The sequence below is a fragment of the Streptomyces sp. B1866 genome (genome assembly GCF_031932565.1).
In the GTDB taxonomy this organism is placed as follows: Bacteria; Actinomycetota; Actinomycetes; order Streptomycetales; family Streptomycetaceae; genus Streptomyces.
Genome location: NZ_JAVSCF010000015.1, coordinates 22,627 through 49,382 on the forward strand (window position 1 = coordinate 22,627; position 26,756 = coordinate 49,382).

Annotated in this window: 10 protein-coding genes and 1 pseudogene; 9 read left to right on the forward strand and 2 right to left on the reverse strand. The window is 73.4% G+C overall.

All coding sequences use genetic code 11. From position 1 onward, the window contains the following. Positions 1-22 precede the first annotated feature (22 nt). From RKE29_RS04505 to RKE29_RS04520, 4 genes are all read left to right on the forward strand, one after another. The gene (locus RKE29_RS04505) at positions 23-3,427 is read left to right on the forward strand and encodes a hypothetical protein (protein ID WP_312003702.1); all 3,405 of its coding nucleotides are present in this window, start codon (positions 23-25) and stop codon (positions 3,425-3,427) included. A gap of 65 nt (positions 3,428-3,492) precedes the next feature. Next, positions 3,493-4,680, forward strand: a complete 1,188-nt coding sequence (locus RKE29_RS04510) for a hypothetical protein (RefSeq protein ID WP_312003703.1) — start codon at positions 3,493-3,495, stop codon at positions 4,678-4,680. Positions 4,681-4,699: 19 nt separating this feature from the next. After that, positions 4,700-16,234 (forward strand): LysM peptidoglycan-binding domain-containing protein, encoded by an 11,535-nt coding sequence (locus tag RKE29_RS04515; RefSeq protein WP_312003704.1) that lies wholly within the window; start codon positions 4,700-4,702, stop codon positions 16,232-16,234. Between the two features lie 404 nt (positions 16,235-16,638). Continuing rightward, positions 16,639-17,562, forward strand: a complete 924-nt coding sequence (locus RKE29_RS04520; RefSeq protein WP_312003705.1) for a carbohydrate kinase family protein — start codon at positions 16,639-16,641, stop codon at positions 17,560-17,562. Between the two features lie 42 nt (positions 17,563-17,604). Here RKE29_RS04520 and RKE29_RS04525 read toward each other — a convergent pair whose 3' ends face one another. Further along, positions 17,605-19,704, reverse strand: coding sequence for a tetratricopeptide repeat protein (locus tag RKE29_RS04525; RefSeq protein ID WP_312003706.1), 2,100 nt, complete (start codon positions 19,702-19,704; stop codon positions 17,605-17,607). 391 nt (positions 19,705-20,095) lie between these two features. Here RKE29_RS04525 and RKE29_RS04530 point away from each other — a divergent pair, with 391 nt between their 5' ends. Then, a complete protein-coding gene (locus tag RKE29_RS04530) occupies positions 20,096-23,365 on the forward strand; it encodes a BTAD domain-containing putative transcriptional regulator (protein WP_312003707.1) in 3,270 nt (1,089 codons plus the stop codon). A gap of 95 nt (positions 23,366-23,460) precedes the next feature. Here RKE29_RS04530 and RKE29_RS04535 read toward each other — a convergent pair whose 3' ends face one another. Next, positions 23,461-23,991 (reverse strand): XRE family transcriptional regulator, encoded by a 531-nt coding sequence (locus RKE29_RS04535; protein WP_312003708.1) that lies wholly within the window; start codon positions 23,989-23,991, stop codon positions 23,461-23,463. A gap of 320 nt (positions 23,992-24,311) precedes the next feature. Here RKE29_RS04535 and RKE29_RS04540 point away from each other — a divergent pair. The 4 genes and pseudogenes from RKE29_RS04540 to RKE29_RS04555 all read left to right on the forward strand — a co-directional run. Next, positions 24,312-24,455 (forward strand): annotated as a pseudogene (locus tag RKE29_RS04540) (response regulator transcription factor); the annotation flags it as partial. Further along, positions 24,438-24,761: a LuxR C-terminal-related transcriptional regulator gene (locus RKE29_RS04545; RefSeq protein WP_369016024.1), complete on the forward strand. Its 324-nt coding sequence runs from the start codon at positions 24,438-24,440 to the stop codon at positions 24,759-24,761. The pseudogene RKE29_RS04540 and the gene RKE29_RS04545, both read left to right, overlap by 18 nt. 204 nt (positions 24,762-24,965) lie before the next feature. Next, positions 24,966-25,505, forward strand: a complete 540-nt coding sequence (locus tag RKE29_RS04550; protein ID WP_312003709.1) for an ImmA/IrrE family metallo-endopeptidase — start codon at positions 24,966-24,968, stop codon at positions 25,503-25,505. Continuing rightward, a complete protein-coding gene (locus tag RKE29_RS04555) occupies positions 25,502-26,737 on the forward strand; it encodes an MAB_1171c family putative transporter (protein ID WP_312003710.1) in 1,236 nt (411 codons plus the stop codon). Before RKE29_RS04550 ends, RKE29_RS04555 begins: the two co-directional genes overlap by 4 nt. Positions 26,738-26,756 lie beyond the last annotated feature (19 nt).

Consider the following 26,756-nt stretch of genomic DNA (forward strand, 5'->3'; position numbering starts at 1 on the left):
GCCGAATGAGCGGAACACCGGCATGTACTTTGCTCAGACCAGCGACGAACCGCTGCTTTTCACCGCCCGCGACGACGCCGGGACCGAATCCCGCAGGATTCTGTACCTGCTGCCGAAGGAGACGGCGAACCCACCGGAGCGGTACGGTTTCGACGAGTCGTGGCAGGCACCCGGCGTGTACGTCGTCTTCGCCGATCCGCTTCCGGCCGGGCGCGACCAGCGGTTCGCCCAGGCGGCGTGGGCCTACCTGAGCGACCCGGCAGCGGCGGGCACCCGATTCCTGTGGCTCGCGCCGTTCCGCGAGGGCGCCCTGCTGTCGGGCACCCGGATCGCCGTGCGCCGCTCAGGGCAGCACGCCCTGACCTCCCGTCAGGCGGTGCACCGCCTCGGCAGCGTGTCCGTCGTGCTGCCCGCGCGCAGCACCGTCGAGCCGGGGGCGGACAGCGCGTCGTTCACCTTCACCCCGCTGTCCGGGCAGCGGGTCCGGGTCACGGCCGGATGGGGCGGCACCCCGGTGGGCACCGGCGGCGCCTCGCTGTCCGTGCCGCTGTGGGGTACCCCGGCGGGGTGCCTGCGGTTCGCGCTCACGCTGACCGAGGCGGACCTCACCGCGCTGGACGCCGGGCTGCGCTACTACTACGCCGACCCGGAGGGCACCGGCGGTGACCAGGCGGCGGGCGACGGGGCCGAGGACGCCGGCTTCGACCTGGCCTCGTACCGCTACCCGGTCTTCGCGTTCCCCGGCTCCGCGCAGGTCAAGGACATCACCGTCTACGCCCAGCTCAACCCGCTCGCCCCGCTCGACGCCGACCGCAGCTACCTCGCCTTCGACCCGTCGGACGCCGGGCAGACCGGTCCCGCGCCCGCCGCACTCGCCTCGTACTACCGGACCACGCTCGGCCACCCCGTCACACTGGAGCCGCTGGGCGGCGCGACGGCCCCGTACCGCTTCGCCGCGCTGGTGGCGGCCGTGCGCCGGGAGACGAGCACTCCCACGCCCCGCGACCCGCTGTGCTTCGTGCCCGCCGGCGACTTCGCCCTGACGACGAAGCGATCCGGCGCCGACCTGATGTGCGGCCTGTCGGGCGTGGAGTACGTGGCGCTGTCCGGCCACGACCCGGTGCTGACCTTCGCCCCCGGACAACCCGCCTACGCCACCGGCTTCCTGCCCGGCAAGCCGCCGAACGCGACAAGCCTGGTCCCCCGGGAGCCGCCCACCACCGCGTACGGAAGCGTGTCGGCGACCGACGCACTGGGCTACTACGCGCAGCCCGACCAGTCCGTCCTGTACAACCGCCCGCGCACGGACACCGCCGGGGCCGGGGACGGCGTGACCACCCTGGGACCGGTCCCGGTGCTCGCGGCGACGCTGCCCGCGCGGGGCTCGTCGCAGGTCCGCCAGGCGCCGCCGATGCCGCTGCTGCCGTACGCCGGGCTGGGCGGCGGCGGCCCGGTGGCCGGGCAGGGCCAGCTGGAGTCGCAGGTCGTCAGCCCGGCCCGGCGGCGGCTGCTGCTGGACGTCCCGCCCTCGGCGGCCTGGGAAGGCAGCGCGCCGGGCTGGGAGCGCGGCGCGCGTCCGGAGGACATCGCCACCGGGGCCAGCGCGTACAGCACCACCCCGCAGGGGTTGCTGGCCAAGGGCCTGGGCGGCGGCACATGGGAGCGGGTGGTGCTCGGGCAGATGCGAGGGGACAGCGGCGGGGCGGGCCCGCAACTGGCGTTCCATACGCTGACGGACAAGCTGCTGGCGGCCTTCCAGTCCAACAAGATGTTCCTGGTGGCCACCGACGGGCAGGCCCTCCGCCCCTACCTGGCCGACGACGACGCGCGCGTGCTGCTCGGCGCGGACCCGGTGAACCGCTGGACCCTCGACCTCAGCCCGGGGACCTGGCAGAGCAACGGCACCGTCCTGATCCTGAAGTTCACCGACAAGCCCATGACCGAGCTGGTCCGGGACACGTCGCTGTGGGCGTCACCGGAGGCGTTCAACGCCAGTCCGGGCACCGCGAGGAAGACCCTCCAGGACATTCTGGAGGGGGTCGAGAAGCAGAAGGCCGACCCGGACTACGCCGACCTGTGGACGGCGGTCAGCACCCCGCACTGGAACGGAATCCTGGCCTTCGGCGCCAAGGCGCCCCTGGACCGCCTGCCGCCCCAGCTCGCCGGGCTCGCCGCCGGTATCGACGCGTCCCGGTTCCGCGCGCACCACCTCGGCATCACCGCCGCGAAGATCAACGTACCGGCGGAGGGCGACATCTCGGTCGAGCCGTCCGACATGTTCGGGCTGGTCGACTACACGGCACAGGCCGGCCTGCCGCCCGGTCGGCCCGACTACCGGTTCCAGGTCGCCCAACTGCGGGTGCTGTTCCGGCACTCCGATGTGGCGTCCTTCTCCAGCACCCTCGACTTCCAGGTGAACGCGCTGTTCGGCGAGTCCGCCACCCTCCAGGGCACGACCGACAACGTCGTCCACCTGTACGGCACCTGCGACCGGCACGCGACGGGCAGCGGGGTGGAGGAGTCGTATTCCTTCCAGACCAGATCCGGTGAGCCGTCGGTTTTCACCATGGCCGGCAAGGTGCTCACCGCGGTGCGGCTCGCCCGGGGCCAGTTCGTGACCGTGACCCCGAAGAACGCGGCGGGGCGCACCGAGGCGCGCTTCCTGTTCTGGGGACTGCTGGACTTCGCCGCACTGGACGGCTTCGACGCCTTCTCCTTCGGCCGCGAGCCGGACGCGAAGGCACCGGACGGTCTCGCCTTCGGGGGCCTGACGGTCGGGATGACGTTCGACCCGCAGGCCGCGCGGCCGGACCCGGTGTTCTCCTTCGACGCGGCCCACCTGTCGTTCGACCGCGCCGCCAGCACCGCCCGCGAGTCCAGCCCCTACCGCCACCTGCCGCTCGCCCTCCCGACCTTCACGCAGGCGAAGGAGGGCGCGACGCCGACCGGGGAGGGATTCCTGGGCGTGCAAACTCCGTTGAGCCAGTCCGCGCTCGAATACCCCTGGTACTCGCTGGACTTCGACCTCGACCTCGGCACCCCGGGCGCGCTCGCCGCCGCGGCCGGGTTCACGGCGACGTTGACGGTCGCGTGGTCGCCGACCGGGGGCGCGGCGTACAGCGTCTTCACCGGGCTGCGACTGCCGGGAGCGAGTGGGTCCAAGCGGGCGATCAGCGTCCAGGGCCTTTTCGACATCACGTTCAAGACGCTGGAGATCCTCCGGCTGGGCGAGAAGGAATACGTGCTGGTGCTGTACGGGATCGGGCTGCGGTTCTTCGTGATCACGTTCCCACCGACCGGGCAGGTCGACTTCGTGCTCTTCGGCGACCCGGGGTCGGAGAGCGGCGGGACGAGCCTGGGCTGGTACGCGGCGTACGCGAAGCCGGACGGGACGTCCGGGCAGAAGGCGCTGTCTGCCGGGGCGTGACTTCGGGTGTGACGTGATCAACACGGTATCGGCTCTCCGGTCGACGATCCAATGAGGAGAAGACGATGATTCGACTGATGGCCTGGAATATCCAGCGTTTCAGCACGGAAACACTGTATCGGGTATGGAATGGAAGTTCGGCATATATAGTCGATACCGTGTGTGCGGTCGACCAGGGAAGCGGCGTCGACATATTCTCCCTGATCGAGGTCCAGACCGATCGCAACAGAGACGAGGGCTGGCTCATCACCGGAGGGGGGAAGACGGGAGTTCTCGATCTCCTCGGAAAATTGAGAGAAGTGAACGACAACTGGTGCGTCGTTCCGCCGGTGCTGTTGAACAACGCACAGGGCAGTACTTACTCGGAAGGCATTGCGGTCTTCTTCCGTAATGACAGGGTCAAATTTGTCGGGCCGAACTACTTCAAGGGCGAAAACAAGGCCTCGGTCGATTTTCCTCCACAGCATCAGTACCCGTACCCTCAGGATTGGCAGGGCGCGCTTCCTGATGCGATCCAGTACGCTCCGAGGGTCGTCTCGCTGAACGCAGAAGGGGATTTTCTGCAGAGTAGGCGCGGCATGCACGCTACGTACTTCCACGATCGCAAGGCGGATCGCACTCTGCGTCTCTTTTCAGTACATCTGACACCTGGCGACGGTGAGCCGACTCAGCGAGAACTGGGCAGGGCGCTCGGACACAGCGAGTTTGTGGACCTCAAGGGGGCGGACGTGGCAGTCCTTGCCGGCGACGTCAACTTCTCTACCACCAAGAAGAATCTGTCGCTGCACGAAGAGGGGTGTTCCTTCAAGGGCTTCAGACAGGTGCCCGACTACCGGGAGAATCCCACAATGGTCGAAACAGTCGATAACGCCACCCTGGCGCAAGGGCTCTGCTGCGAATCGTGGACAGGGGCGGGCAAGCTTTATCGCTATCAAATGAGCCTGAGCGGCGGGAAGGGCCCGGGAGGCAAGCGCAAACGCGAGCAACTAATGCCCGGCTACCTGGATAATGCGTATGTGCGGTATGCGCCGGGGAGAACTCCCCCGGGTGATTTCCGGCCGCGCGTGGTGGATCGCGTAAGGGGTATCCCCGGATATCCGACGGCAATGTTCCAGGACATCGCCACACTGGAGGAACTTTTTCCGGACCCTGACGAGCAGAAAGACGAATTTCAAAACGGGCGCAATTACGGTTCCATCGGGCCCAACCCTGGCGTCAGCGACCACCTGCCCATCGTGATCGACATTCCCTGAACCCGCGCGAGGTGGACTCATGACGGCGCCGACCATGCGGCAGATCGCCCAGCAGCTCAAGGCCCAGGCCTCCTCCGACCCGCACCGGATCACCGTGAACGACGCGCTGCTCGGCCGCACCGAGGTGGACGCGCTGATCCTGAAGTCCCTGCTGCGCGACGGTCTGTTGATGACCGTGGACCCCGCCACGATCCCGTCCGACCCGCCCGACACCGGGTTCACGCTCAACGGATCGCAGCCGCCGGGCGCGGCGGACACCTTCTTCTCGCTGCTCGGCCGCGACTGCACCGTCACCTTCGTCCGCCGCTCCGTGAAGGGCGTGGACCGTGTCGACGTCGTGCTCGCCGTCGACCCCTGCCACCAGGGCGGCGCCGCCGTCGGGTGGACGCTGGACACCAGTTTCGGCCCGGAGGCGTACCTTTTCCGCACGGTGCCGCTCGCCACCCCCAAGCTGACCTTCTCGACGTACGCCACCGAGCAGAAGGACCCCGAAGGTCTGAGCCTCCGAGCGGCCGTGGGCCTCACCGGCCCGCTGGACGCCGTGGCGAAGCTGCTGCCCAGCCCGCAGCCGACCTACGCCCTGACCGGGGCGATCCGGCAGAACCACGGGGGCACCGTCTTCGACCTGCACGTCCCGCTGGGCACGCCGAGAAAGCTCGGCGGCATCACGATGGACGGGCTCTGGCTGGGCCTGCGGCTCGACCGCCGGCAGGGTGCGGACGAGCACTGGTACGGCATGGCCGCCGTCTACGCCGCCGCCACCGTTTCGGTGAAGGACCACGAGGGCAAGCCCGTGTCCGAGACCGTCACCGTCCAACTCCCCCTCCGCAAGGACCTGCCCACGATGACCTTCGTCGTGGAGCCGTCCGACGGGGTGGTCACCAGCGTCGACAAACTCGGCGAACTCGTGGGCGGTGAGAAATGGGACGCCTTCTTCGCCAACCCGGCCGCGAGCGAGCTCAAGGGCCTGGTCACCTCCTTCGGCCTGGAGCGGCTCCTGGTCGACGTGGGCCTGCGTCAGCTGAGCCCCACGTCCTTCGGTCTCACCGCCGGCATCGGCCAGCCGTGGAAAATCGTCGGTGACGAACTCCAGGTCAAACGGTTCACGGTGGACTGGAACATCGTCCGCCTCGCCAAGGGCACTGCCCAGAGCGCCACCGTCGCGGCCGAACTCCAGCTCTTCGACGACCCGAAGTTCCTCTTCGACATCGAGGTGGCCCTGCCCGGTCTCCTGCTCACCGGCCGCTACCGCGGCACCGTCTCCCTCACACTCAAGGACGCCGTCGACAAGCTGAACTCCTTCTTCGGCGTCCAGCTCCCGCCGCCGCCTGAGCACCTCGCCGGCTTCGCGTTCTCCGACCTCGCGGTCACCGTCGACATCCCGAACAAGGTCTTCACCCTCTCCTGCCTCGCCGACGCCGAACTGAGCCTCTTCGGCACGAAGCTGCTCGGACTGCGGGACACCCGGCTGAGCCTGACCGCCGACAGGAGCGACAAGGGCAAGAAGGAAAAGGCCGTCTCCGGCTCGCTCAACGGCATTGTCACCGTCCTCGGCCTGGACTTCGCCGTCGACGCCCAGTACGGCAGGACCGTCGAATTCCAGGCCCGCCTCGTCGACACCAGGCTCGGCGACCTGCTGAACGACCTCGTGCACCTGGTCGACCCCACCCACGACATCGGCCTCCCCGCTCCCTGGGACAAGCTGCTCGCCATCGACCTCGACGCCCTCGTCCTGAAGTTCTCCGTCGGCGGCGGCACGCAGAAGGTCACACTGGACTACCAGACCGCCATCGACCTCGGATTCGTCAGCATCAGCGGCATTTCCCTCGTCTACACCCGCACCAGGCCCGCCAAGGGCGCCCTCCGCAGCACTGTGCGGTTCGCCCTCGACGCCACCTTCCTCGGCGTGAAATACGGCAGCGGATCCGATCGGCCCGCCCTGGGCTGGGACGCCGTCAACGGCTCCCCGCCCGCCGTGCCCGGCAAGGGCGGCGGGCTGCTGGACATCTCGTACACGGGGCTGGGCCAGCACATCGCGCTCAGCTCAGCCCCTTCCACCATCGAAGGCGTGATGAAGGCCCTGCGCGAGCACGCCACCCCCGTGCAGCCGGGCGCCAGGCCGCCACTCGACGGAACAGGGCTGCGCTTCGACGAGTCGGCCGGCTGGCTGATCGGCGCGCAGTTCAGCGTGATGGACACCGTCGCCATCAGCGCCATATTCAACGACCCGAACCTGTACGGCGTCCTGGTGGGCCTGTCGGGCGAGAAGGCGCGGGTCTTCGCCGGGCTGAAGTTCGAGATCCTCTACCGCAAGATCAGCGAAAAGCTCGGCGTCTACCACACCGAGCTGAAACTCCCGGACGCCATGCGCACCCTGGAGTTCGGCGCGGTGTCGCTGACCCTCCCGGTCGCCGTCCTCGACATCTACACCAACGGCGACTTCCGCATCGACCTCGGTTTCCCCCGCGGCCTGGACTTCACCGACTCCTTCTGCCTCCAGGTCTTCCCGTTCATCGGCTACGGCGGCTTCTACCTGGCGGTGCTGGACGGCGCCACCTCCTCCCGCGTGCCGCGGATCAGCAACGGCGGCTGGGCCCCGGTCATCGAATTCGGCGTCGGGCTGTCCGTCGGCGTGGGCAAGACGATCCAGGAGGGCATCCTCGCCGGCGGCCTGTCGGTGACCGTGACGGGCATCGTGGAGGGCGTCCTCGCCTGGTTCAACCCGACGCAGCCCGCGCCCAAGTCCGAGTACTTCTCGCTGCACGGCACCATCGCGGTGGTCGGCAGGCTGTTCGCGACGGTCGACTTCGCCGTGGTGAAGGCGAGCGTCGACGTCACCGCTTACCTCACCGCCGCCCTGGTCGTCGAGTCGTACAAGCCGATCTACATCGAGGCGTCGGCGAGCGTGTCCGTCCAGGTCAGCCTGAAGATCGTGTTCGTCACGGTGCACTTCAGCTTCCGGGCGACCATCCACGCGTCCTTCACCATCGGCGAGGCGTCCCCGACCCCCTGGCAGCTCGCGCACGGCGTGTCCGCCCTGGAGGCCCGCGGGGACCGGGCCGTGGAGTCCGCCTTCCCGCGGCACGCCGGGCACGCGCGGGCGGTGCGGCGGGCGCGGGCCGAGGCCGCCCAGGCGGCGGTGCTGGAGGCCGCCTGGGCGCAGGCCCGGGCCCAGGCGCCGGCCGGGGCGGCGCCGACGGTCGAGGGAGCACCGGTGGCCGCGGCGGCGCCCGCGCCCGCCGCCCGCGCGGCGGCCCCGTCGGTGCTGGGAGAGCCGTACCTGGCCTGGAAGCCGGTGCAGGTCTTCACCGGGAAGAAGTCGGTCACCGTGCACGCCACGCCGATGTTCACCAAGCCCGACCTGGGGCCCGCCACGGGGGAGGCGGCCGCGGTGATGATCTTCACCGTGCGCAACGCGGTCGACCCCGGCGCGGTCACTCTCGCCGAGCACCGCGCTCCGTACACCGCGCCCGAGTACGGCGACGCGTCCGTCCCCTTCGACCTGCTGCTGGAGGCCATGCTGCGCTGGGGCGTCTCCGCCGTGACCGGGAAGGCCGCCACGGAGGGCGAGAACGTACGGGTCACCGCCGACCAGTTGGCGCGGCTGCGGCAGTGGCTGCCCCACGACGCGCAGGCGGGCGCCTTCGACTGGGACGGCGGGCTGGTTCCGTTCCTCAGGACCAACCTGACGGTGGACCTGGCGTCGGCCACCGACCTCAGGAAGGCGACGGGAGCCGCCGTCTTCCCCGCCCTGCCCGAGCTGACGTTGACCGACAACAAGAAGCAGCAGCCGCTCGACGTCGACTTCGGCTCCTACCGGCCGGTCGACGGCACCTACGCCGGGAAGGTCGACGCCTACTTCACCCTGATCCAGGCCCAGGCCGCCCAGGGCAGCGGCGGCGGCCGGGCCGTGGCCGCCGAGGAGACCCGGGCGACCCGCTCGGTGGCCGAGGTCGTGGCCCAGCAGTACTTCCAGATGCTGCTCAGCCACGCGGTGACAGCCGCCGGCGACCACCTCGCCGCCTTCCCGTACGCGACCGGGGACGCGGCCGCCGGCGTCGCCGACATCGCCACCGCGCTCGGCGACGAGACGCTGAACGACGAGCCTCTGCGGCTCGTCTCGCCGAACCAGGACCGGAAGGTGCTCGCGGCGGGCGCGGTGCTCGACCTGCCCGGCGTCGTACGCCAGGCCCGCTCCGGAGAGACGTTCGCCTCGATCGCCGGCGCGTTCGAGGAGCTGGGCGCCACCGATCCGCGGGGCGCCGCGTACACGCCGGCCGCGCTGGTCGAAGCCAACGCCGACAACCCCGGCTGTCTCGCGGTGGACGCCCCCGTGTCCGTGCCCGGCCTGGGCTGGACCACCAGGCCCGGCGACACGCTCAACCTGGTCTCCGTACGGCTGCTGCTGCGGGCCGCGGGTCCCGGCGCCCTCAACGCGCTCACCGGGCTCGACGCGCTCGTCACCCGGCTCGGCGCGCTCAACCCCGGCCTGCCCGCCCCCGACGAGCCGATCGACGAGGGCACCGACATCACGCTTCCGGCCGAGTTGCGCGCCGAGATCCTTCTTCCAGGCGAGGAACGGCGGTACACCAGCGTCCCCGGCGACACCCCGCGCCTGGTCGCCGCCTACCTGCTGGCCATTCCCCAGCTGGCCGTCTCCCTCGGGCTGCCCGACTTCGTCGCCCGGCTTCTCGGCCTCAACACCGGGCTGAGCGTCGCCGATCCCGACCGGCCGCAGCCCCAGGACACCGCGCTGGCCCTGCCGCCGGTGACCCGCCGCATCGCCCCCGGCGACACCCCGCGGAGCCTCGCCGGCCTCCTGCTCACCACGCTCGACCTGGTCACCACCGCCCTGCTGGACGTGTCCGAGACGCCGCTGCTCGCGCCGCACGCCGTGCTGCGCGTCCCGCTGCGCTATCCGGTGCGGGCCGACGACACCCTGGCGGGCATCGCGGAGGTCCTCGACCTGCCACTGGCGGAGCTGGCCGCGCGGGCGGCCGAGGCGGACGGGCTGTTCGCCGCGCGGCAGACCGTCACCGTGCTGGACGTACCCGCCGTCGGCACGGACACGCTCGTGGCAGGACTGTCCGGCACCGGGGAGTGGAACAACGCCTCCGGCCTGGTGTCCCGCTTCCTGCTCTCCGGGCTGCGGCTGCCCGACCCGGACAAGGCCCCCTTCAAGGACATGTCCGTCGCCGACCTGCACGACCCGGCCCAGCTCGCCGCCGTCGCGACCACGCCCCTGTCGCACCTGACCGGCCAGCAGTTCCCCATCGCGGCCTCCCCGCCGGACGGCTACCAGCTCTCCCTGACGAGCAACGCGTCCTGGGTCGCCACCGGCGGCGCCTCGCTGGACATGCCGCTGACCGGGGACCAGCGCGACCTGCTCGCCGATGTCGCCAAGACCGCTCTGCAACCCGGCGTCCGGGCCCTGGGCCGCCTCCCGCTGTACGCCATGACCCCGCGACGCGTGGCCCTGCCCCACCGCATCGAGTGGCAGGCCGCCCGCCGCCCCAGGGGCACCCTCGCGGCGGCAGGCGTCGCCAACCCGGTGATCTGGCCCTTCCCGGACACCCTGCGGGACGCGGTCGCCGACCAGGCCCCGCCCGCGCTGTTCGAGACCGTCATCGCCCGGCACCACGACCCGGACCAGCCGGTCGTGGTCACCCGGGCCGCCGCGTACGCCTGGGCCACCGCCGTCGACCTGGAGATCGCCCTGCCGGCCGCCGCCCAGCCCACCCCGTCGGCCGCCGCCGCGTACGTCATGGGCGGCGCCGACGACAGCGGCGCCGCCCTGCTCCAGCAGCTCGTCGCCCACCTGTCGGGCGAGTCGGGGGACGGGGGCGGCGACACGGCCGAGCTGTTCCTGCTGCACGACCCCGACCCGGTCGGCGGCAACCGGTCCGGGCTGGTCTCGGACGCGCTGAACGACACCGGGACCTTCCTGTTCAAGGCCAACCTGTCGACGGTGGGGCACCCCCGGACCCTCGCCGCGGCGGGGGCCCCGGAGGATTCGGCCGCCGAGGCCGCGGCCGACGACACGTACGCCGCGCCGCTGACGGACGCCGCGAACTTCCTCACCCTGCTGTGGCAGGCCAGCGTGACCCGCAGCGGCGGCTTCTACCTCAACCTCGACAACGGCGGCGCGCCGCTGCCCGCCTCCCTCTTCGGCGACACCGGCACGGCACGGCTGACGCTGGTGGCGGTACTCGGCTCGCAGGCGTCCAAGCCCACCGCGCCCGTACTGCCGTTCACCAACTGCGCGGTGGTCGCGGACGCCCTCGACCCGGCCACGGCCACGGTGTTCGTCCAGCCCGCGACGTACACCGCCGCCCGCGACGACACGCTGACGTCCGCGAGCCGGGCGGTGAACGAGCGCTGGGACACCGCCTTCGACGCCGCCTCCTTCGCGGCCGCCAACGCGTCCGTACCGCTGGTCCTGCGCCCCGGCGCCCAGCTCACCGTGCCGAACCAGCAGCCCTACACCATCCAGCCCGGCGACACCTGGGAGGGTGTCGCGCAGCGGAAGTCGGTGGACCTCACCGCCCTCGTCCAGGCCAACACCACGGCGAAGGTGCTGGCCGAGGGCGCCCAGACGCAGCTCGCGACCGGCACCCTGCGGCCCGCCGCCACCGTGCGGCAGGGCGTCACCGGCTACACCCTCACCCGCGACCACCCCGACCCCGGCAACGCCGTGTTCGCCGAACTCGACGCCGAACAGACGGTCGCCGCCCTGTTCCACCTCGTCGGCTTCGCCACCGCCGAGGGGCCGGGCTTCCTCGCCAGCGGCCAGGGCCTGCCCACGACGCCCGCCGACAGCGCCCAGCAGGGCACCGACGGGCTGACCCAGCGGGACCTGTCCGGTACCCGGCCGACCGAGTGGACCTACCACCAGACCCTGAACATCGCGCCGTTCGGCACCGTCCGGCACGGCAGCGCCTCGCCCGCGCTGCCCCGCCCGGCGGACAGTCCGTACGCCGGAATCGCCCTGGACGGCGGGCAGCTCGGCCAGGCCGGCCTGGCCCTGTGCCTCCAGGACATCCACGGCAACCGGCAGCGGACCGACGCCCTCGGCAGCCCGCTGCGCGTGCCCGTCGGCTACCGCGACGAGGTGACGCCGCTGGCGAGCTGGCCGTCGCTGGCCGCCGCGTACCGGCTGGCCAAGACCTCCCGCGCGGACGGCAGCGCGGCCGTCTCCGTATCGCTGTCCATGCACGGCACCCGGTACGTGCCCGCGCCGGGTGCCGACGCGGCATCCGCCTTCGCCGCCGTACGCGCCGACCTCGACGCGTACGCCGGTATCCACCACCAGCTCGCCCAGCCCGACCTCGGCTTCTCCCTCGCCACCAGCCTCGCCGTCGAAACCGGGACGCACGGCCGGGCCGGCACCGGGGAGCCGGTCAGCCACCCGGTGGCAAAACCCGCCTTCGCCGCCTTCGCCCGCGGCGCGTACGTCTACCTGGCGGCCCTGGCAACCATGGCCGCGGCGCGCGTCACCGTCTCGGGTACCACGACCACGCTGGCGTCCGTGGCGGCCGACTACGGCGTGACCGGCGGCGCGCTGCTGTCGGCCAACGCCGACCGGCTCTACGCCGAGGTCTTCGGCCTCGCCAACGAGATCACCGTGCCCTGGATCCACTGCGCGGTCACCGGGGACACGCTCACCTCGATCGCCGCCGAGGGGCCCGGCGGGCTCACCCCCGCCGAGCTCGCGCAGCTGAACGCCGGGGTCCCGCTCGCCACCGGCGCCGTGCTCGCCACGCAGCAGCGCCAGATCAGCGCCGGATCGGGCGACTCCCTGCACACGCTCGCCGAGGCCGCCCCGACCGACGTGCCGGGCCTCGCCGAGCAGAACAAGGACACCACGCTGAACAGCGGCGTCGTGCTCACCTACCGGACCCGCTCGCACACCACCGCCGCGAACGACACCCTCGACGCGGCCGCGGAGAAACTGGGCACCACGGTCCGCGAGCTGGCCCCCGCCAACGCCTGGGTCCCCGGGCTCTTCCCGGCCGGCACCGCGCTGAAGGTGACCGGTGCCGTGGTCAGGGCGAGCGACACGTGGACCTCCCTGGCGAACGCGTACGCGGGCGGCAGACTCGCCGACCTGGCCCGGCTCAACGCCGCCACCGTCGGCCCCTTCGCCCCCGGCACGCCGCTGACGCTGGGCACCCGCGCCGAGGTCACCGGGCCCAAGGCCGACGACACCCTCGCCACGTTCGCCTCCGCCAACCAGGTCACCGTCGCCCAGCTCGGCGACGCCAACACCGCGCCAGGTGTGATCACCTACCTCGCCGACAAGGCGGAGCTGCCGGTGCCCGGCACGGTCGCCAACACCTCGGCCGACCCGCAGTACTGCGCGTACCGGGCCGCCGCGGACGACACCCTGGGCGGCGTCGCCGGGCGGTTCGGCGCCGCGCCCGGGGGCATCGCCGGGCTGAACCCGGACCTGCCGGGCCTGCTGAAGGCGGGCCGGACCGTCACCGTCTCCGGGAAGTCCGTGACGACCGGACAGGACTCCACCTTCACCGCGCTGATCGCCGCTTTCGAGCAGCAGCACAGCCTCGACCTGACGCTTGCGCAGCTGGCGGAGGCCGTGCGGGACCAGACCGGGCTGCTCGCCGGCGGCGGCCTGTGGATCTGCCCGCCGATGACCGGCGGCGCGCACGGCCACAACACGGCCCGGACCCTCGCCGGTCTCGCGGCCGCCTACCGCACCGACCCGGTGGCGCTCGCCGAGGCCAACGCCGCCGTGCTCGGCGTGCTGGCTTCCGGCGTGGCCCTGACGCTCGGCTCGGCCCAGGTGACCACCGGCCCGCGTGAGACCCTGAACTCGCTGGTCACCCGCTTCGCGTCCCAGGGCGTACGGACCGACGCGGCCGCGCTGGCGGACGCGTTCAAGGGCACGGCCGGGCTGGTGCGTGAGGACGCCCGGGTCGCGCCGGTGCCGCCCGCCGTCGCCGTGCCGCCGGTGGCGGTCTCCCCGGCCTTCGACTCCGCTGTGTTCCCCCTGACCATGGACCTTGCCCTCGACCGGGACCGGAGCCTGGTCGACCCGGACTTCGCCGGCTCCCCCGCGGTCGCGCGGGCGGTGTGCCCCGTCGCCCCCGAGCAGACCCCGGGCGCGAGCGGCGGCCTGTCGCTGGCGGGGTTCGCCACGAGCGTGGAGGACGCGCTGCCCGGCGTGCGCGTCGCGACCGGGGAGCCGGGCGGGGAGGGCCACCCCTCCACCGCCCGCACGGTCTGGGCCGTCAACCTCGGCCACGTGGCCGGCCCGGCGATCAGCTACGAGTTCCACCCCGCGCGGGCCCGGTTCTTCGCGCTGCCGCCGCTGTCCACCTCGCTGGTCGGCGGCACGGTGGACGTCACCCCGTACGTCAGCGGCTCCGGCCTGGTGGGACCGGCGGCGGAGCGCGCGTTCCGGTCGGTGGATCTGGAGGTTTGGCTGGCCGCGTTCGCAGAAGCCGTCGACACGTTCCTCTCCCCGCCGTACGCCGTGCCCGGGTACGCCCTCAGCCGGGACGCCGCGACCGCGGTGGCCTCCGCCAAGCGGGCGGTCGCGGGTGCGCTCGCCGCCCGTACCGCGTCCGTGTACCAGGGCGCGGAAGGGGGTTCCCAGGAGGACGCGGCCGAGGCCGTCCGCCAGGTGATGCTGAACCGGCTGTCCGCGGGCTCGGCCGTCTCCACGGTGGTGCAGGTACCGGTGACGGTGGACTCGCCGTACACCGACCCGGCGACCGCTCCCCGGCTGTTCGGCCAGCCGGTGTACGAAGAGGACGAGGGGAGGAGGCGGGACCAGGACGGCCCGCCGAGCGCGTACAGCTTCTCGACGGCGTCGGTCCCGCTGCGCGGTGACGGCGGGGGTGACGGCGGCGGGGGCGCCGCAGCCGGCGGGGGAGGCGGCGGCTCGGCGGAGACCACGGCCTCCTTCCTCTTCAGCGTGAAGACGCCGGCCGACCGCAAGTCGGTGGCCCTGGACCTGAGCTACCGGATCAGTGCGCTGGAGCTGCCGCTCGACGGCGCGGCGGTCAGGAGGCCCCCGGCGGCCGGGCCCGCCGGGGCGCGCGGGCCGGTCGCGGCCGACGACGCCTACCGGGGCTCCCGCTGGCTGACGTTCGTCAACCCGGCGGACGAGCTGTCACCGTCCCTGGGGGCGCAGACCATCCCGGTGCCGCTGCGCTCGTACCCCGGGCCGGTCACCCTCGTCTCCCAGAGCGCCGCGCAGACGTTCGCCCTGACCGGGCCTCCGCCCGCCAAGGCCGCGGACTTCCTGTGCTGGGACCTGTCCTGCGGCTTCACCCACCAGGACGCCGCGCAGGACACCCCGCTGGTCCAGGTCTCGTTCAACCCCGAGGACGCGGCCACGGCGAACCTCGCCGCACCGCGCGGCGACGGCAGGACCCGGGCGGTATTCGAGGCGCTGGCGCGTTTCACCGCGGTGTGGCCCGCGCTGCGCGACGACCTGGAGGGCCTGGCCCACACTCCGCCCGGCAAGCCGAACGGCGTGGCGGCCACGGCCGTCAATGCTCTGGCCCAGCTGGCGAAGCAGGTGGCCGACGCGTTCACCGGCCCCGCCGCGCCGGCCGCCGGGGCGCCGCCGACCACCGTCTACCGCTACCTGCTGCGCAAGGACCCCAGGCCCGGCACGGGGTCCGGCACACAGCCCGTGCTGGGCACCCTGACCATCGACGCGGTGGACGGAGAGACCCTCCAGCCCGCGGCGAACCCGACCGAACTCTGGCCGGACGTAACCGTGACCTGGCAGGGCCGTCACATACCGCTCGAACGGCACTCGGAACCGGAGCCGAGCCCGACCCGGGCCGTCTACGACTACCCGGCGGAGCCGGAGATCCCGGCGACCGAGCCCTGCCCGTACGACTTCCAGTTCACCTGGCCGAAGGCCGGCCGGCTCCCGCTCCTGCCCGCACCGCCCGTCACCGGTTTCGCCGCGCCGCAGTGGTTCCGCTTCCGGGGCACCGACGTGCTCTCCCACCGGACCGCCGTCGCCGGCATGTCGATCGTGCGCAACCGCGTCCTGGTGGACGAGACCCCCACGGCCCAGGCGTTCGTCTACCGCACCCCGGCCGTCAGCTTCGCCGCCCCGGCCGTCGGCTCGGTCACCGGCACGGCCCGGGTCACCCTGAACGACACGTCGTCCGGGGACCTGGGCGAGCGGATCGCCAAGGCGCTCGGCGGCTTCCTGTACGACCTGCTGTGGACCCGGGACACGTGGCAGTCCGACGACCGCCTGCCGGTCCGGCTCGCCGCGGGCTACAGCTACCCGATGGCCACCAGCGCCGACGGCGAGACGTCACTCGACTCGCTGGTGCCGGTGCTGCTGGTGCCCACCCACGACTTCGACCCGAACAAGGACTGGGAGCCCGGCGAGGGGAACTTCGTCCGCACGGTGGGCGACGCGGTGCAGGACTGGTACGAGGCGGCGGAGCCCCCCAAGGGCGCCATCCGCTTCGACGTCACCCTCTACGCCGGCACGCTCCCGGCCCAGCCGCTCATCCACGCGGCCGACCTGCGGTACGTCCTGCCGGAGGCGTAGTGCCCCAGCCGGCGGAGCACGGGGACCCGGAAAGCGGGTGCGGGGGCCGCGTCGCGTGCCGCGGGGCCGTATTTCGTTCACATCCCTGCCGCTGCGCTTCTTCGGAGGTCATAATTCCGTCACGCGCGGCCGCGGCGGCCGCACACCGCGCGGCCCCGTCCCGGGCCGTTCTCCCGCCCGGCGGTACGGGCCGAAGTCACCGCCCGGGCCCGGGCCGTGGCGCGCCGGGCCCGCCCTGAAAGCCGGACGCAAGGATATTGCAAGGATTCCGTCGAGCGGCCTCCCCCATCCTCGAAGTACCAACGGGCCACATTCGTCCGCGGACCGCGACCAGTCCCCGGACACCCTGAGTGCGCCCGGGACCGTGGTATAGACCAGAACTTCGGGGGAAGGCTGAAACGCTCGTGGCAAGTATCGTGATCGCGGGAATGACCCGGCTGTGCATGACCGTACCGGTCGAGGGGTTCCCGCTCCAGTTCAACGCCTACCGGCACTCGTCGGGGATGCGGTGCGACGTGGTGGGAGGCGCGTACAACGTGGCCGGCGCGCTGCTGCGGCTGGGCGACGAGCCCCGGCTGTGCACGCTGGTGGGGGCCGACCCGGCCGGGGAGAGCATCCGGGCGGCCATCCGCCGCGCCGGGCTCGCGGGGCCGGGGGTGGTCACCGCCCGGGAGTCCGCCAAGACGGTCATCATGACCGAGCCGGACGGGCGGGTGGCGCGTACCGCCTCGGCCAGCGGGACCACCGACTATCCGATGGAGCGGTTCATCGAACGGGCCGTCGGCGCCGACCTGGCCGTCATCGGCGCCAACCCCTTCGGCCGGCCCTTCGTACGCACGGCCAAGGAACTGCTGAACCTGCCGGTCGCCACCGACCTGCACGTGGCGGCCGACGCCGACGACACGCAGGTGCTGCCCTGGCTGGAGTGCGCGGACGTGCTGTTCCGCAGCCACGAACAGCTGACCTCCACGCCCCAGCAGTGGATCGGCGACGTGCTGCGCCGCTACCCGGGCTGCCGGATCGCGGCCGTCGGGCGCGGCGAGCGGGGCTGTGCGATGGGGCTCAGGGACGGGCGGCTGGTGGAGATCGAGGCGGTGTCGCCCCGTCCGGTGCGCAGCACCGACGGCGCGGGCGACGCGCTGTTCGCCTCCTTCCTGCACGGCTGGCTCGCCTCGGGCGAACCGGTGGAGGCGCTGGAGTCCGCCACCGTCTTCGCCGGCTGGAAGGTCGGCGCGGAGTCGGCGGCCGAGGGGTTCCTCACCGACCGGGAGCTGGCCGCGCTGCGCCAGGTCTACCCGGTGCGGACCCGGGTCGGCAGCTGGCGCTGAGCCCGCGCGGACGGCGCCCGGGGCGCCGGGCCGGGCGGGCGCTCACCCGCCGGGCTCCGGGTCGAGGCGGCGGCGCCGGGCGGCGGCGCGGCGGGCGTCCGCGGCGGCGGCGAGGCCGGTGTAGATGTCCTCGGCCCGCGCGTAGCGGTCGGCGGCGGCGTCCCGGTCCCGGCGGCGCTCGGCCAGTTCGCCCAGCGTCTCGTGGATCCGCGCCTCCTCGAACAGCCCCTGGCCGGTCTCGGCGGACAGCTCCAGGGCGGCGGTCAGGTGTGCCTCGGCCGCCGTCTCGTGGCCCGCGCGCAGGTGCGCCTCGCCCAGCAGCCGCTCGGCCAGGACCGCGAAGGGGTCGCCGGTGCCGGCCAGTTCGTCGCGGGCGCGGGTGAGGTGGGCGACGGCGGCCGGATGGTCGCCGGCCAGGCTCGCCACCTCGCCGAGCGTGGTGTGCTCGCGGGCGACCCCGCGCCGGTCGCCGGCCTCCTCGCGGAGGGCCAGGGCGGCGCGCAGGGTCTCCCGGGCCCGGTCCAGGTCGCCGCGCTCCCGGTGGGTGAGGGCCACGTTGTGCAGGCCGACCGCCTCGCCGCGCCGGTCGCCGATCTCCCGGCGCAGGGCGATCGCCGCCTCGAACTCGGCCAGCGCCGCGTCGTACCGGCCGGTGTCCCGGAAGGCGACTCCCAGGCCCGTGCGCAGCCGCGCCTCGGCGAGCCGGTGGCCGCACGCGCGGGCGCTGGTGACGCCGAGTTCGTAGGCGGCGATCCAGTCGGGGTGGTAGCGCAGGAAGACGAACAGCCCCCACAGGGCGTCGGCCAGCTGCCAGCTCTGCGCGTGCAGGCCCTCGTCGGCCGCCAGGCGCTGGACGGCCAGCAGGTTGTGCCGCTCGCTGTCGAACCACTGGAGCGCGGCGGCCGGGGTGGGGCAGTCGACGGGGTGGCGGGCGATCGACTCGTACACCTTCACGGGCCGCTGCCGCTGCGGGTACAGGACCTTGTCGGCCGCGTAGGCGCTGGCCAGGTAGTGGTCGGTGATGCGCTGGACGGTCTCCTGGCGCTGCGCCGGGGTCTCGTCGGCCTCGGCGCGATCCCGCGCGTGCCGCCTGATCAGGTCGTGGAAGCGGTGGCGCTCGGGGCCCGGCGCGGTGAGGAGGTTGGCCTCGGTGAGCGCGGTCAGGCAGTCGCCGACCCGCTGGACCGGCGGCTCGGTCAGGGCCGCCTCCCGCGCGAGGTCCGCGCTGAACTCGGTGCCCGGGTGCAGGCCCAGGCGCCGGTACAGGCAGGCGGCGTCGGCGGGCAGCGCCGCGTACGACTGGTCGAGACTGGCGGTCATGGAAACCTCCTCGCCCGGAACGGCGGAGCGCAGCGCGGTGAACCCGGCCGCGGCGGAGGCGACGCTCCAGCCCGGGCGGGTCAGGAGCAGGGCGGCGCCCACGCACACCGCCAGGGGGAAGCGGCCCAGGGAGGTCACCAGGTCCCGTGCGGCCCGGCGCTCGGAGGCGATCCGGTCCCGGCCCGCGATGCGGCCGAGCAGGTCCACGGCCGCGTCGGTGTCCAGCGGTTCGACCGGCAGCAGGTCCGCGCCGTCCAGCAGCAGGGACGTCAGCCGCCAGCGGCTGGTGACCAGGCAGACGCCGCGCGGCGAGGCGGGCGCCAGGGGCCGCACCTGCGCGGCCGACAGGGCGTTGTCGCACAGCACGGCGACGCGCAGGCCGGCGGTGACCGTGCGGTAGAGCGCGGCCTGTTCGGCGAGGTCCACCGGCACCTCGCCGGTCGGCACGCCGAGGGCGCGCAGGAACCACGGCAGGACGGTGGAGGGGGCGACGGGGTCGTCGGCGTCGTGGCCGCCGAGGTCGACGTACAGCTGACCGTCGGGGTAGTCGTCGCTGTGCTCGTGCAGCCAGCGCAGGGCCAGCGCGGTCTTGCCCACGCCGGCGGGTCCGGTGACGACGGCCATCGCGGGCTGGCCGGGCCGGCGCAGGGCGTCCAGCGCGGCCAGGTCGTCGCCGCGGCCGGTGAAGTGGCGCGGCGCGGGCGGCAGCTGCCGGGGGGCGACGGGGCGCGGCGCGGCGGGGGCGCCGAGGTACACGTCGCCGTGGATCATGGCGGCCTGGAGGCTGGGGCCGCGGACCGTGCCGGAGATCGCGTTGGACACGGCCTCACCGGGCGCGTCGGCCGGCGTGCGACAACCTTCAGCCTCCACGGCCCCCTACCCCCAACCTGCCCTCCCCGGCAAGGGCACATCGACGGGAGACTTACCGGTGCGTAACATTTAACATCCCCTGATCATTCCAGGTGCAAACCTCCTGGACGGCCCCCGGTGACGCGCGCGGAGGGCAGCGCCGGGGAGCGCGACGCCCGGACAGCGCGCGCGCCCCCGGCGCTCCACGCGCTCCCGGCGCACCGCAATGTCCCTTGCCCGGCCCCGCGCGGAGGGCAACACTGGCTGCATTGAACACGGACCGCGCGCGGCACCGTACGGGACGTGATGGCACGGAAGAACAGCACATCTGACATCAGGAACGACCGGCGCGAAGGGGACGCTGGTGGAGTTCCGAGTACTCGGACCCCTGGAGCTGTGGGCGGGCGGTTCCCAGCATCCGCTCGACTCACCCAAAGTACGGTGCCTGCTGGCCGTCCTGCTGTGCGCGGAGGGGACGCCGGTGCCCGTCGACACGCTCATGCGGCGCGTGTGGGACGGGCAGGATCAGCCCAGCTCCGCCACCCTGCACAGCAATATCTCCCGGCTGCGCTCCCAGCTGCGGGCCGCGGTGGGGGACGGCGCGCACGTGGCCTTCGCCGCCCGCAGCTACGTGCTGCGCGTGGACCCGGGCGCGGTCGACCTCCGCCGCTTCCAGCAGCTGCGCTCCCAGGCGCGGGCCGCGGCCGACGGCGACGACCCGCACCGCGCGGCGGCCCTGCTGCGGCAGGCGGAGGCGCTGTGGCGGGCCGAGCCGCTGGCCGAGTTCCCCGGCAGCTGGGCGGCGGCCACCCGCAAGCGGCTCACCGAGGACCTGCGCCGGGTGCGGGACGGCCGCATCCGGCTCGAACTGGACCTGGGCCGCCACGCCGACCTGGTCGGCGAGCTGTACGAGCTGGTCGCGCACGAGCCCGACCCGGACCCGTACGCCCGGCACCTGATGGTGGCCCTGCACCGCTGCGGCCGGCAGGGCGACGCGCTGGCCGTCTACCGGGAGACCAGGCGGCGGCTCAGCGCGGAGCTGGGCACCGACCCCAGCCCTGAGCTGGAGGATCTGCACCAGCGCATCCTCAACCGCGACGCCACGCTGGCGGCCCCCGCGCGGGACCGCTCCCGCCCGCGGCCGGCCCCGCAGGGCAACCTGCCGCGCGACGTGCACGACTTCACCGGCCGCCGAGCCGAGCTGGCCCGGCTGCTGCGCGAGCCGGAGCCGGGCGACACCGCGCTGCCGCTGACGGTCGTGCACGGCCTGGGCGGGGTGGGCAAGACGACCCTGGCGACCCGCGCGGCCCACCTGCTGGCCGACCGCTACCCCGACGGCCGCTTCTTCGTGGAGCTGCACGCCCACGCCGAGCAGCCGCTGAAGGACCCCGCCGACGCGCTGGCGATACTGCTGCGCATGGTCGGCGTACGAGCCGACGAACTCCAGGAGATCAAGGCCCTGGACGCACGGGCGGCGCTGTGGCGGGAGCGCACCGCGCACCGGTCGGTGCTGCTGGTCCTGGACGACGCGCGCAGCGCCGCGCAGATCCGCCCGCTGCTGCCGGGCACGCCCACCTGCTGCGTGTTCGTCACCAGCCGCTACCGGCTGGCGGACCTGGAGGGCGCGCGGTCGGTCTTCCTCGACGTGCCGGACACGGCCGAGGCCGCCGACATGTTCACCCGCGTCGCCGGGCGCGGCCGGGTGGCCGACTCGGGGACCGTACGGAAGGTGGTGAACCTGTGCAACCGGTTCCCGCTGGCGATCCGGCTGGCCGCGCACCGCTTCCGGCACCGGGACGCGTGGGAGGTGCACGACCTGGCCGACCAGCTGGCCCGCTCGCCGCACCCGCTGGAGGAGATCGACACCGCGCCGGGCATCGCGACCGCGTTCGACCTGTCCTACGCCGGGCTGCGCGAGAGCGACCGGCTCCTGCTGCGCCGCCTGGCCCTGCACCCCGGCGGCGACTTCACGCTCCAGGCCGCGTGCGTGCTGGCCGACGCGGACCCGGCCGAGGTGCGCCGCGGCCTCGACGAGCTGCTGGACGTGCACCTGCTGGAGGAGCCGGTCAAGGAGCGCTACCGGCTGCACGACGTGGTGCGCGGCTACGCGGTCCGGGTCGGCGAGCGCGACGACTCCGAGGCCGACCGCGCGGCCGCCGTGCGGCGGGTCCTGGACCACTACCTGGTGGTGGCCGACCGCGCCGACCGTCTGGTCCACCCCCTGCGGCGGCGCCGCGAGGTGCCCGTCGCCCACCCGCGCGGGTACGCGCCGCAGTTCGCCGACGCCGACGAGGCGATGGCGTGGTTCGACCTGAACCGCGGCAACCTGCTGGCCGCCGCGCGGCTGGCCGCCGACCGCTCCCCCGAGCACGCGGCGCTCTTCCCGCACGTGCTGGACCAGGCGTTCCACATCTGGGGCATGTGGGGCATCGCCGTCGACCTCAACGCGGCGGCGCTCGCGGCGCTGCGCTCCGGCGGCGACCGGGCCGCGGTGGCGCTGGCCCTGGTCGAACGGGCCGCCCTGCTGTGGCCGCGGGGTGCCCCCGACGACGCGATGCGCTGCGGGCGGGAGGCGCTGGCGGCGGCCCGGGAGGCGGGCGACCGGTGGGTGGCCGCCGAGGCGCTGGAGCAGATGGGCATCGCCGACCTGGTGTCCGGCCGGCTGGCCGAGGCGCTGGCGCGCTTCCGGGAGGCGCTGCCGCTGCACCGCACGGCCGGCAACCGCAGCGGCGAGGCGGAGGCGCTGAACCACCAGGGCATCGCCCTGGCCCAGCTGGGCCGCCTGGAGGAGGCGGCCCGGCAGTTCCGCGACATGCTCGCCCTGCACCGGGCCACCGGCAACGTCCGCGGCCAGATCAAGGCGCTGAACAACATCGGCGAGCTGTACGGCATGCGCGAGCGGTTCGAGAAGGCGCGGGAGTACTACGAGCGGTCGCTGGAGCTGGTCCGGCAGGTCGGCGGCCGCCAGGAGCTGGCGATCCTCTACAACAACCTCGGCAACACCTGCCGTGACGGCGGCCGGTCCGCCCGCGCCCTCGACTACTTCCGCCTGGCGCTGGAGACCTACCAGGCCATCGGCGACCGGCACGGCGAGGCGGACTCGCTCATCAACCTCGGTCTCGCCTACCAGGCCCTGGGCCGGCACGCCGAGGCCCGTACGCACCTGGCGCTCGCCGACACCCTCGCCCAGCGCACCGGCGACGCCTACCAGCGCCAGCAGGTGCTCGCCGCGACGGCCGCCTCCCAGCGGGCGTGCGGGCAGCAGGAGGAGGCGCTGGCCACGTACCGGGAGGCCAGGTCGGCGGCCCACCGGCTGCACCGGCCCCTGGAGGAGGCCCGCGCGCTGGAGGCCATCGCGGACCTGGTGCGCTCCCGGCAGGGCGGCGAGGCGGCCGAGGCCCTGTGGCGGGACGCGCTGGCGCTGTACGAGGAGCTGGGCCTGGCCGACGAGGCCCGCGCGGTACGGCTGCGCATGACGGGCGGGACGGCGCGGGCGAACGGCAGCGGCAGCGGCAGCGGCGAATCGGACGGGCCTTACGGGTCCGACGGGTCCGACGGGGGCGACGGGTCCGACGGGTCCGACGGGTCCGACGGGGGCGGGCGGAAGCCCGGTCCGGGCGGCGGCGCCCCGTGATCCGCGCGCCGCGGGCGGGTCCGCGTGCCCGCCGCCGCCCTTTCCGGAATGCCGGCCGGAGTCCGCGCCGGACCCGTACGCGCCGGATCCGGGGCTCAGGTGTCTTTGCCGCCGGTGCCGCCGTCGGTGCCTTCGTCCCCGGAGTCCGTGGTACCGGAATCTTCCGGCCCGCAATCTTTCGGAGGAAGCCCTTCCAGTTCCCGCAGCCGGTCGAGCACGACCTCGGCGAAGTCCAGCCCCTTGGGCGAAAGTCCGACCGCCCGCATCGCCAGCCGGGTGACTCCCGCGTCCTCCAGCGCCCCCAGGTCCCGCTGTGACAGACCACCGTCCCGCAACGCGGCCAGTTCCTCCAGCGCGGCGTTGGTCTGGTGCTCGGTCCCGTCGTCGAAGAAGTACGACACCTTGACACCGAAGAAACGGGCCAGCGCCGCCAGATGGTGCATCCGCGGATTGTCGCGCTCGCCGTTGCGCAGGTAGGCGATGTACTGCTTGGAGATATCACCGCCCTGGTCGCGGATGAACTGCGCCACCTCCCCGTTGCTGTACGGACCGCGACCACGGGGGTGGACGGTGGCGAACAGGTGGTTGAGCCGTTCCGCCAGCACGCTGGGTGACTTGTCCGCCATCTGCCCTGCTCCTTGTCCCTTGCACGAGTGACAACTGCGGTGCGCGGGAGGTCCTTGGTGACCACACCAGTTGACGGGTATCCGGGGGTTACGTACGATCATCGACAACTGCTGTGGTCGCCACACGCACCACGCATGTTAGTGCATGGCAACACCCCATATCCATACCGTGCGCGGGGCCCCCGCCGAGAAGTGGATTCCGCTCGCCGCGGCGCCGGAGCGAAGGAGTGTTCATGAGTGAGCCGACGAGTGCGCGGCGTGCCCCCGGAGGGGTGCTCGCGCCCGTCCCGGTGCCGGTGCGCAAATCGCCGCCCGCCGACCTGACCGCTCGCGAGGTCACCGTTCTCACCCTCGTCGCACGCGGATTGACCAATCGCCTCATCGCCCGCAGCCTCGAAATCTCCGAGAAGACGGTCAAGAACCACCTCACCGCGATCTACGGGAAAATCGGCGCCACCGACCGCACACAGGCCGCGCTCTACGCCGTCCGGGCCGGTGTCGGCGAACAGCGCCCCGCGTACATTCCGCCGCGACCGGCCGCGCGCGACCGGATTTTACCGCAGTCCGGAAAACTCACACCCCGAGAGGTCGGAATTCTCCGCCTCGTCGCCTGCGGCATGACGAACCGCCGCATCGCGCGCAGCCTCGAAATCTCCGAGAAGACGGTCAAGAACCATCTGAGCGGAATCTACGGGAAGATCGGCGCCACCGACCGCACGCAGGCCGCGCTCTACGCCCTGCGCGCGGGGTTGACACCGCCGCAGAGGTGAGGCCCCCGNGGGTTGACACCGCCGCAGAGGTGAGGCCCCCGGTGGCCCGCCCCGGGCCCGCCGCCCGGCGAACCGGCCCCCGCCGCACGGGGATTGGCGGGCGCGACACACGGATCGGTGGCACGGGAAAAGAGACCGCGCTGAGGTATCTTCGTGTCACGTGGCGGCGGCGTTCGCAGCCCTACGTGCGCGGGGAGGTCGACAGTGGTGCAAAGGTCGCTGCGGAAAACGTGCACCAGACTGATACGGGGCCTCGACATTCCGGACCCGTTCGATGTTGGAATACTTTGCACCCGCATAGCCGAGCGGCGCGGACGGCCAATCCGACGGGTTCCCCTGGGCTTTCCGCCGGGAGGCCCCGGCGGCCTGCTGATCTCCACCGCAACGGCCGACTACGTCTTCTATGAGGCGCACACCACCGCCACCCACCAGACGCACGTCATCGTGCACGAGCTGGGCCATCTGCTGCTGGGTCACGAGCCCACGTCCTTATCCCTGCCGGGACCCGTGCGCGGGCTGCTGCCCGAGGACGTCAGCCCCACCCTCGTACGCCACATGCTCGCCCGCAGCCACTACGCGCAGCCGGAGGAGTACGCCGCCGAGTACTTCGCCACGCAGGTGCTCCGGGAGGTCAGCGCGTGGTACCACCCGGCGCCCGCGCCCGGGCCCGCCGCGCCGTCCGGCACGGCCGGCCTCGTGGGCCGCCTGGAGCGCTCCTTCCAGCACGGCGGGGGCGCGCGGTGACCGGTACGGCCGCCGCGCTGCTGACCGTGTGGTTCCCGCTGTGCGCGGCGGCCGACGCGCTGGCCCTCGGCTACAAGCTGGACGACCTGCGGCACGACCGGCGGAACGCGTCCCTGTGGGCCGTGTGCGGCACGCTCGTCCTCGCCTGCGTCACCTACCTCCTGATGACCCCGCCGCTGTGCGCGGCGGTCGGCCGGCGGGCCGGCGTGGCCGAACTCGGCGTGTTCCTCATGCACGTCAGCAGCGCGCTGACGCTCCTGGCCTCGTACACCCTGCCGCTCAGCTGGCTGTACGAGGCCGGGGAGGCGCGGCGCAGGGCGGCCCGGGCGACGGCGTGGTGCGCCCTGGCCGTCGTGGCCATGGCCGTCCTGTTCCTCCGCGCGCCGCGGCACGGCCAGCACCCGGTCGACTTCGCGGTGCGCTACGCGTCCTTCGACCAGGCCGGCGCGCACCTGGCCGTCTGGCTGGTGACCTGCGGCGCGTACCTCTACCCCACTTTCGTGCGGGTGCGCACGGCGCTGCGGTCGGCGGGCCGCCCCTGGCTGCGCGAGTCGCTGCGGCTGCGCGCCCTGGGCTCGCTGCTGATGGCCGGCTACGTCCTCACCGCGTCCGCCGGCGTCGCCGGCCGCTGGTGCGGCACCAGCCGGCTGGACGCGCTGGCGGTGCTGTGCTCCCCCGTGCTGGGCTGTCTCGGAGCCACCGCGTTCGCCGCCTGCTACCTGATCCAGGTCCCCCCGCGCCGCTGCCCGGCCGGGTGGCTGCGCCAGTACCGCGCCGTGCGCCGCCTGTACCCCCTGTGGTACGCACTGTGCGAGGTGGTGCCGGAGATCGTGCTGGGCTCTCCGCCGCGCTCGCCGCGGCCGCCGCTGTGGGTCGGGCCGGTACGCACCCGCCTGTACCGGACCGTCATCGAGATCCGGGACGGGCAGCGCGCGCTGCGCCCGTACATGCGCCCCGCCGACGTGGACCTGGCCCGGCGGCTGGCCGACGGCGCGGGCCTGGGCGACGCGGAGCGGCGGGCGGCGACGGAGGCGAGCCTGGTGGCGCTCGCCATCCGGCGCAAGCGCGCGGGCGCGGCGGTGTGCGACGCCGCGCCCGAGCCTCCGATGTGGCAGCCCGGGGACCTGCTCGTGGCCGAACTGGCCTGGCTGGGCCAGGTCACCGACGCCTTCGTCGGCTCGCCGCAGGTGCGGCGGGCGCTGGCCGAGGCCGGCCCGCGGCCCGCCGGCTGACACGCGCGGCCCCGCCCGC

Excerpts from the sequence above, each read along its gene's own strand:
- RKE29_RS04515 (WP_312003704.1), top strand. The coding sequence starts at position 4,700 with ATGACGGCGCCGACCATGCGGCAGATCGCCCAGCAGCTCAAGGCCCAG.
- RKE29_RS04505 (WP_312003702.1), top strand. The coding sequence starts at position 23 with ATGTACTTTGCTCAGACCAGCGACGAACCGCTGCTTTTCACCGCCCGC.
- RKE29_RS04535 (WP_312003708.1), bottom strand. The coding sequence starts at position 23,991 with ATGGCGGACAAGTCACCCAGCGTGCTGGCGGAACGGCTCAACCACCTG.
- RKE29_RS04510 (WP_312003703.1), top strand. The coding sequence starts at position 3,493 with ATGATTCGACTGATGGCCTGGAATATCCAGCGTTTCAGCACGGAAACA.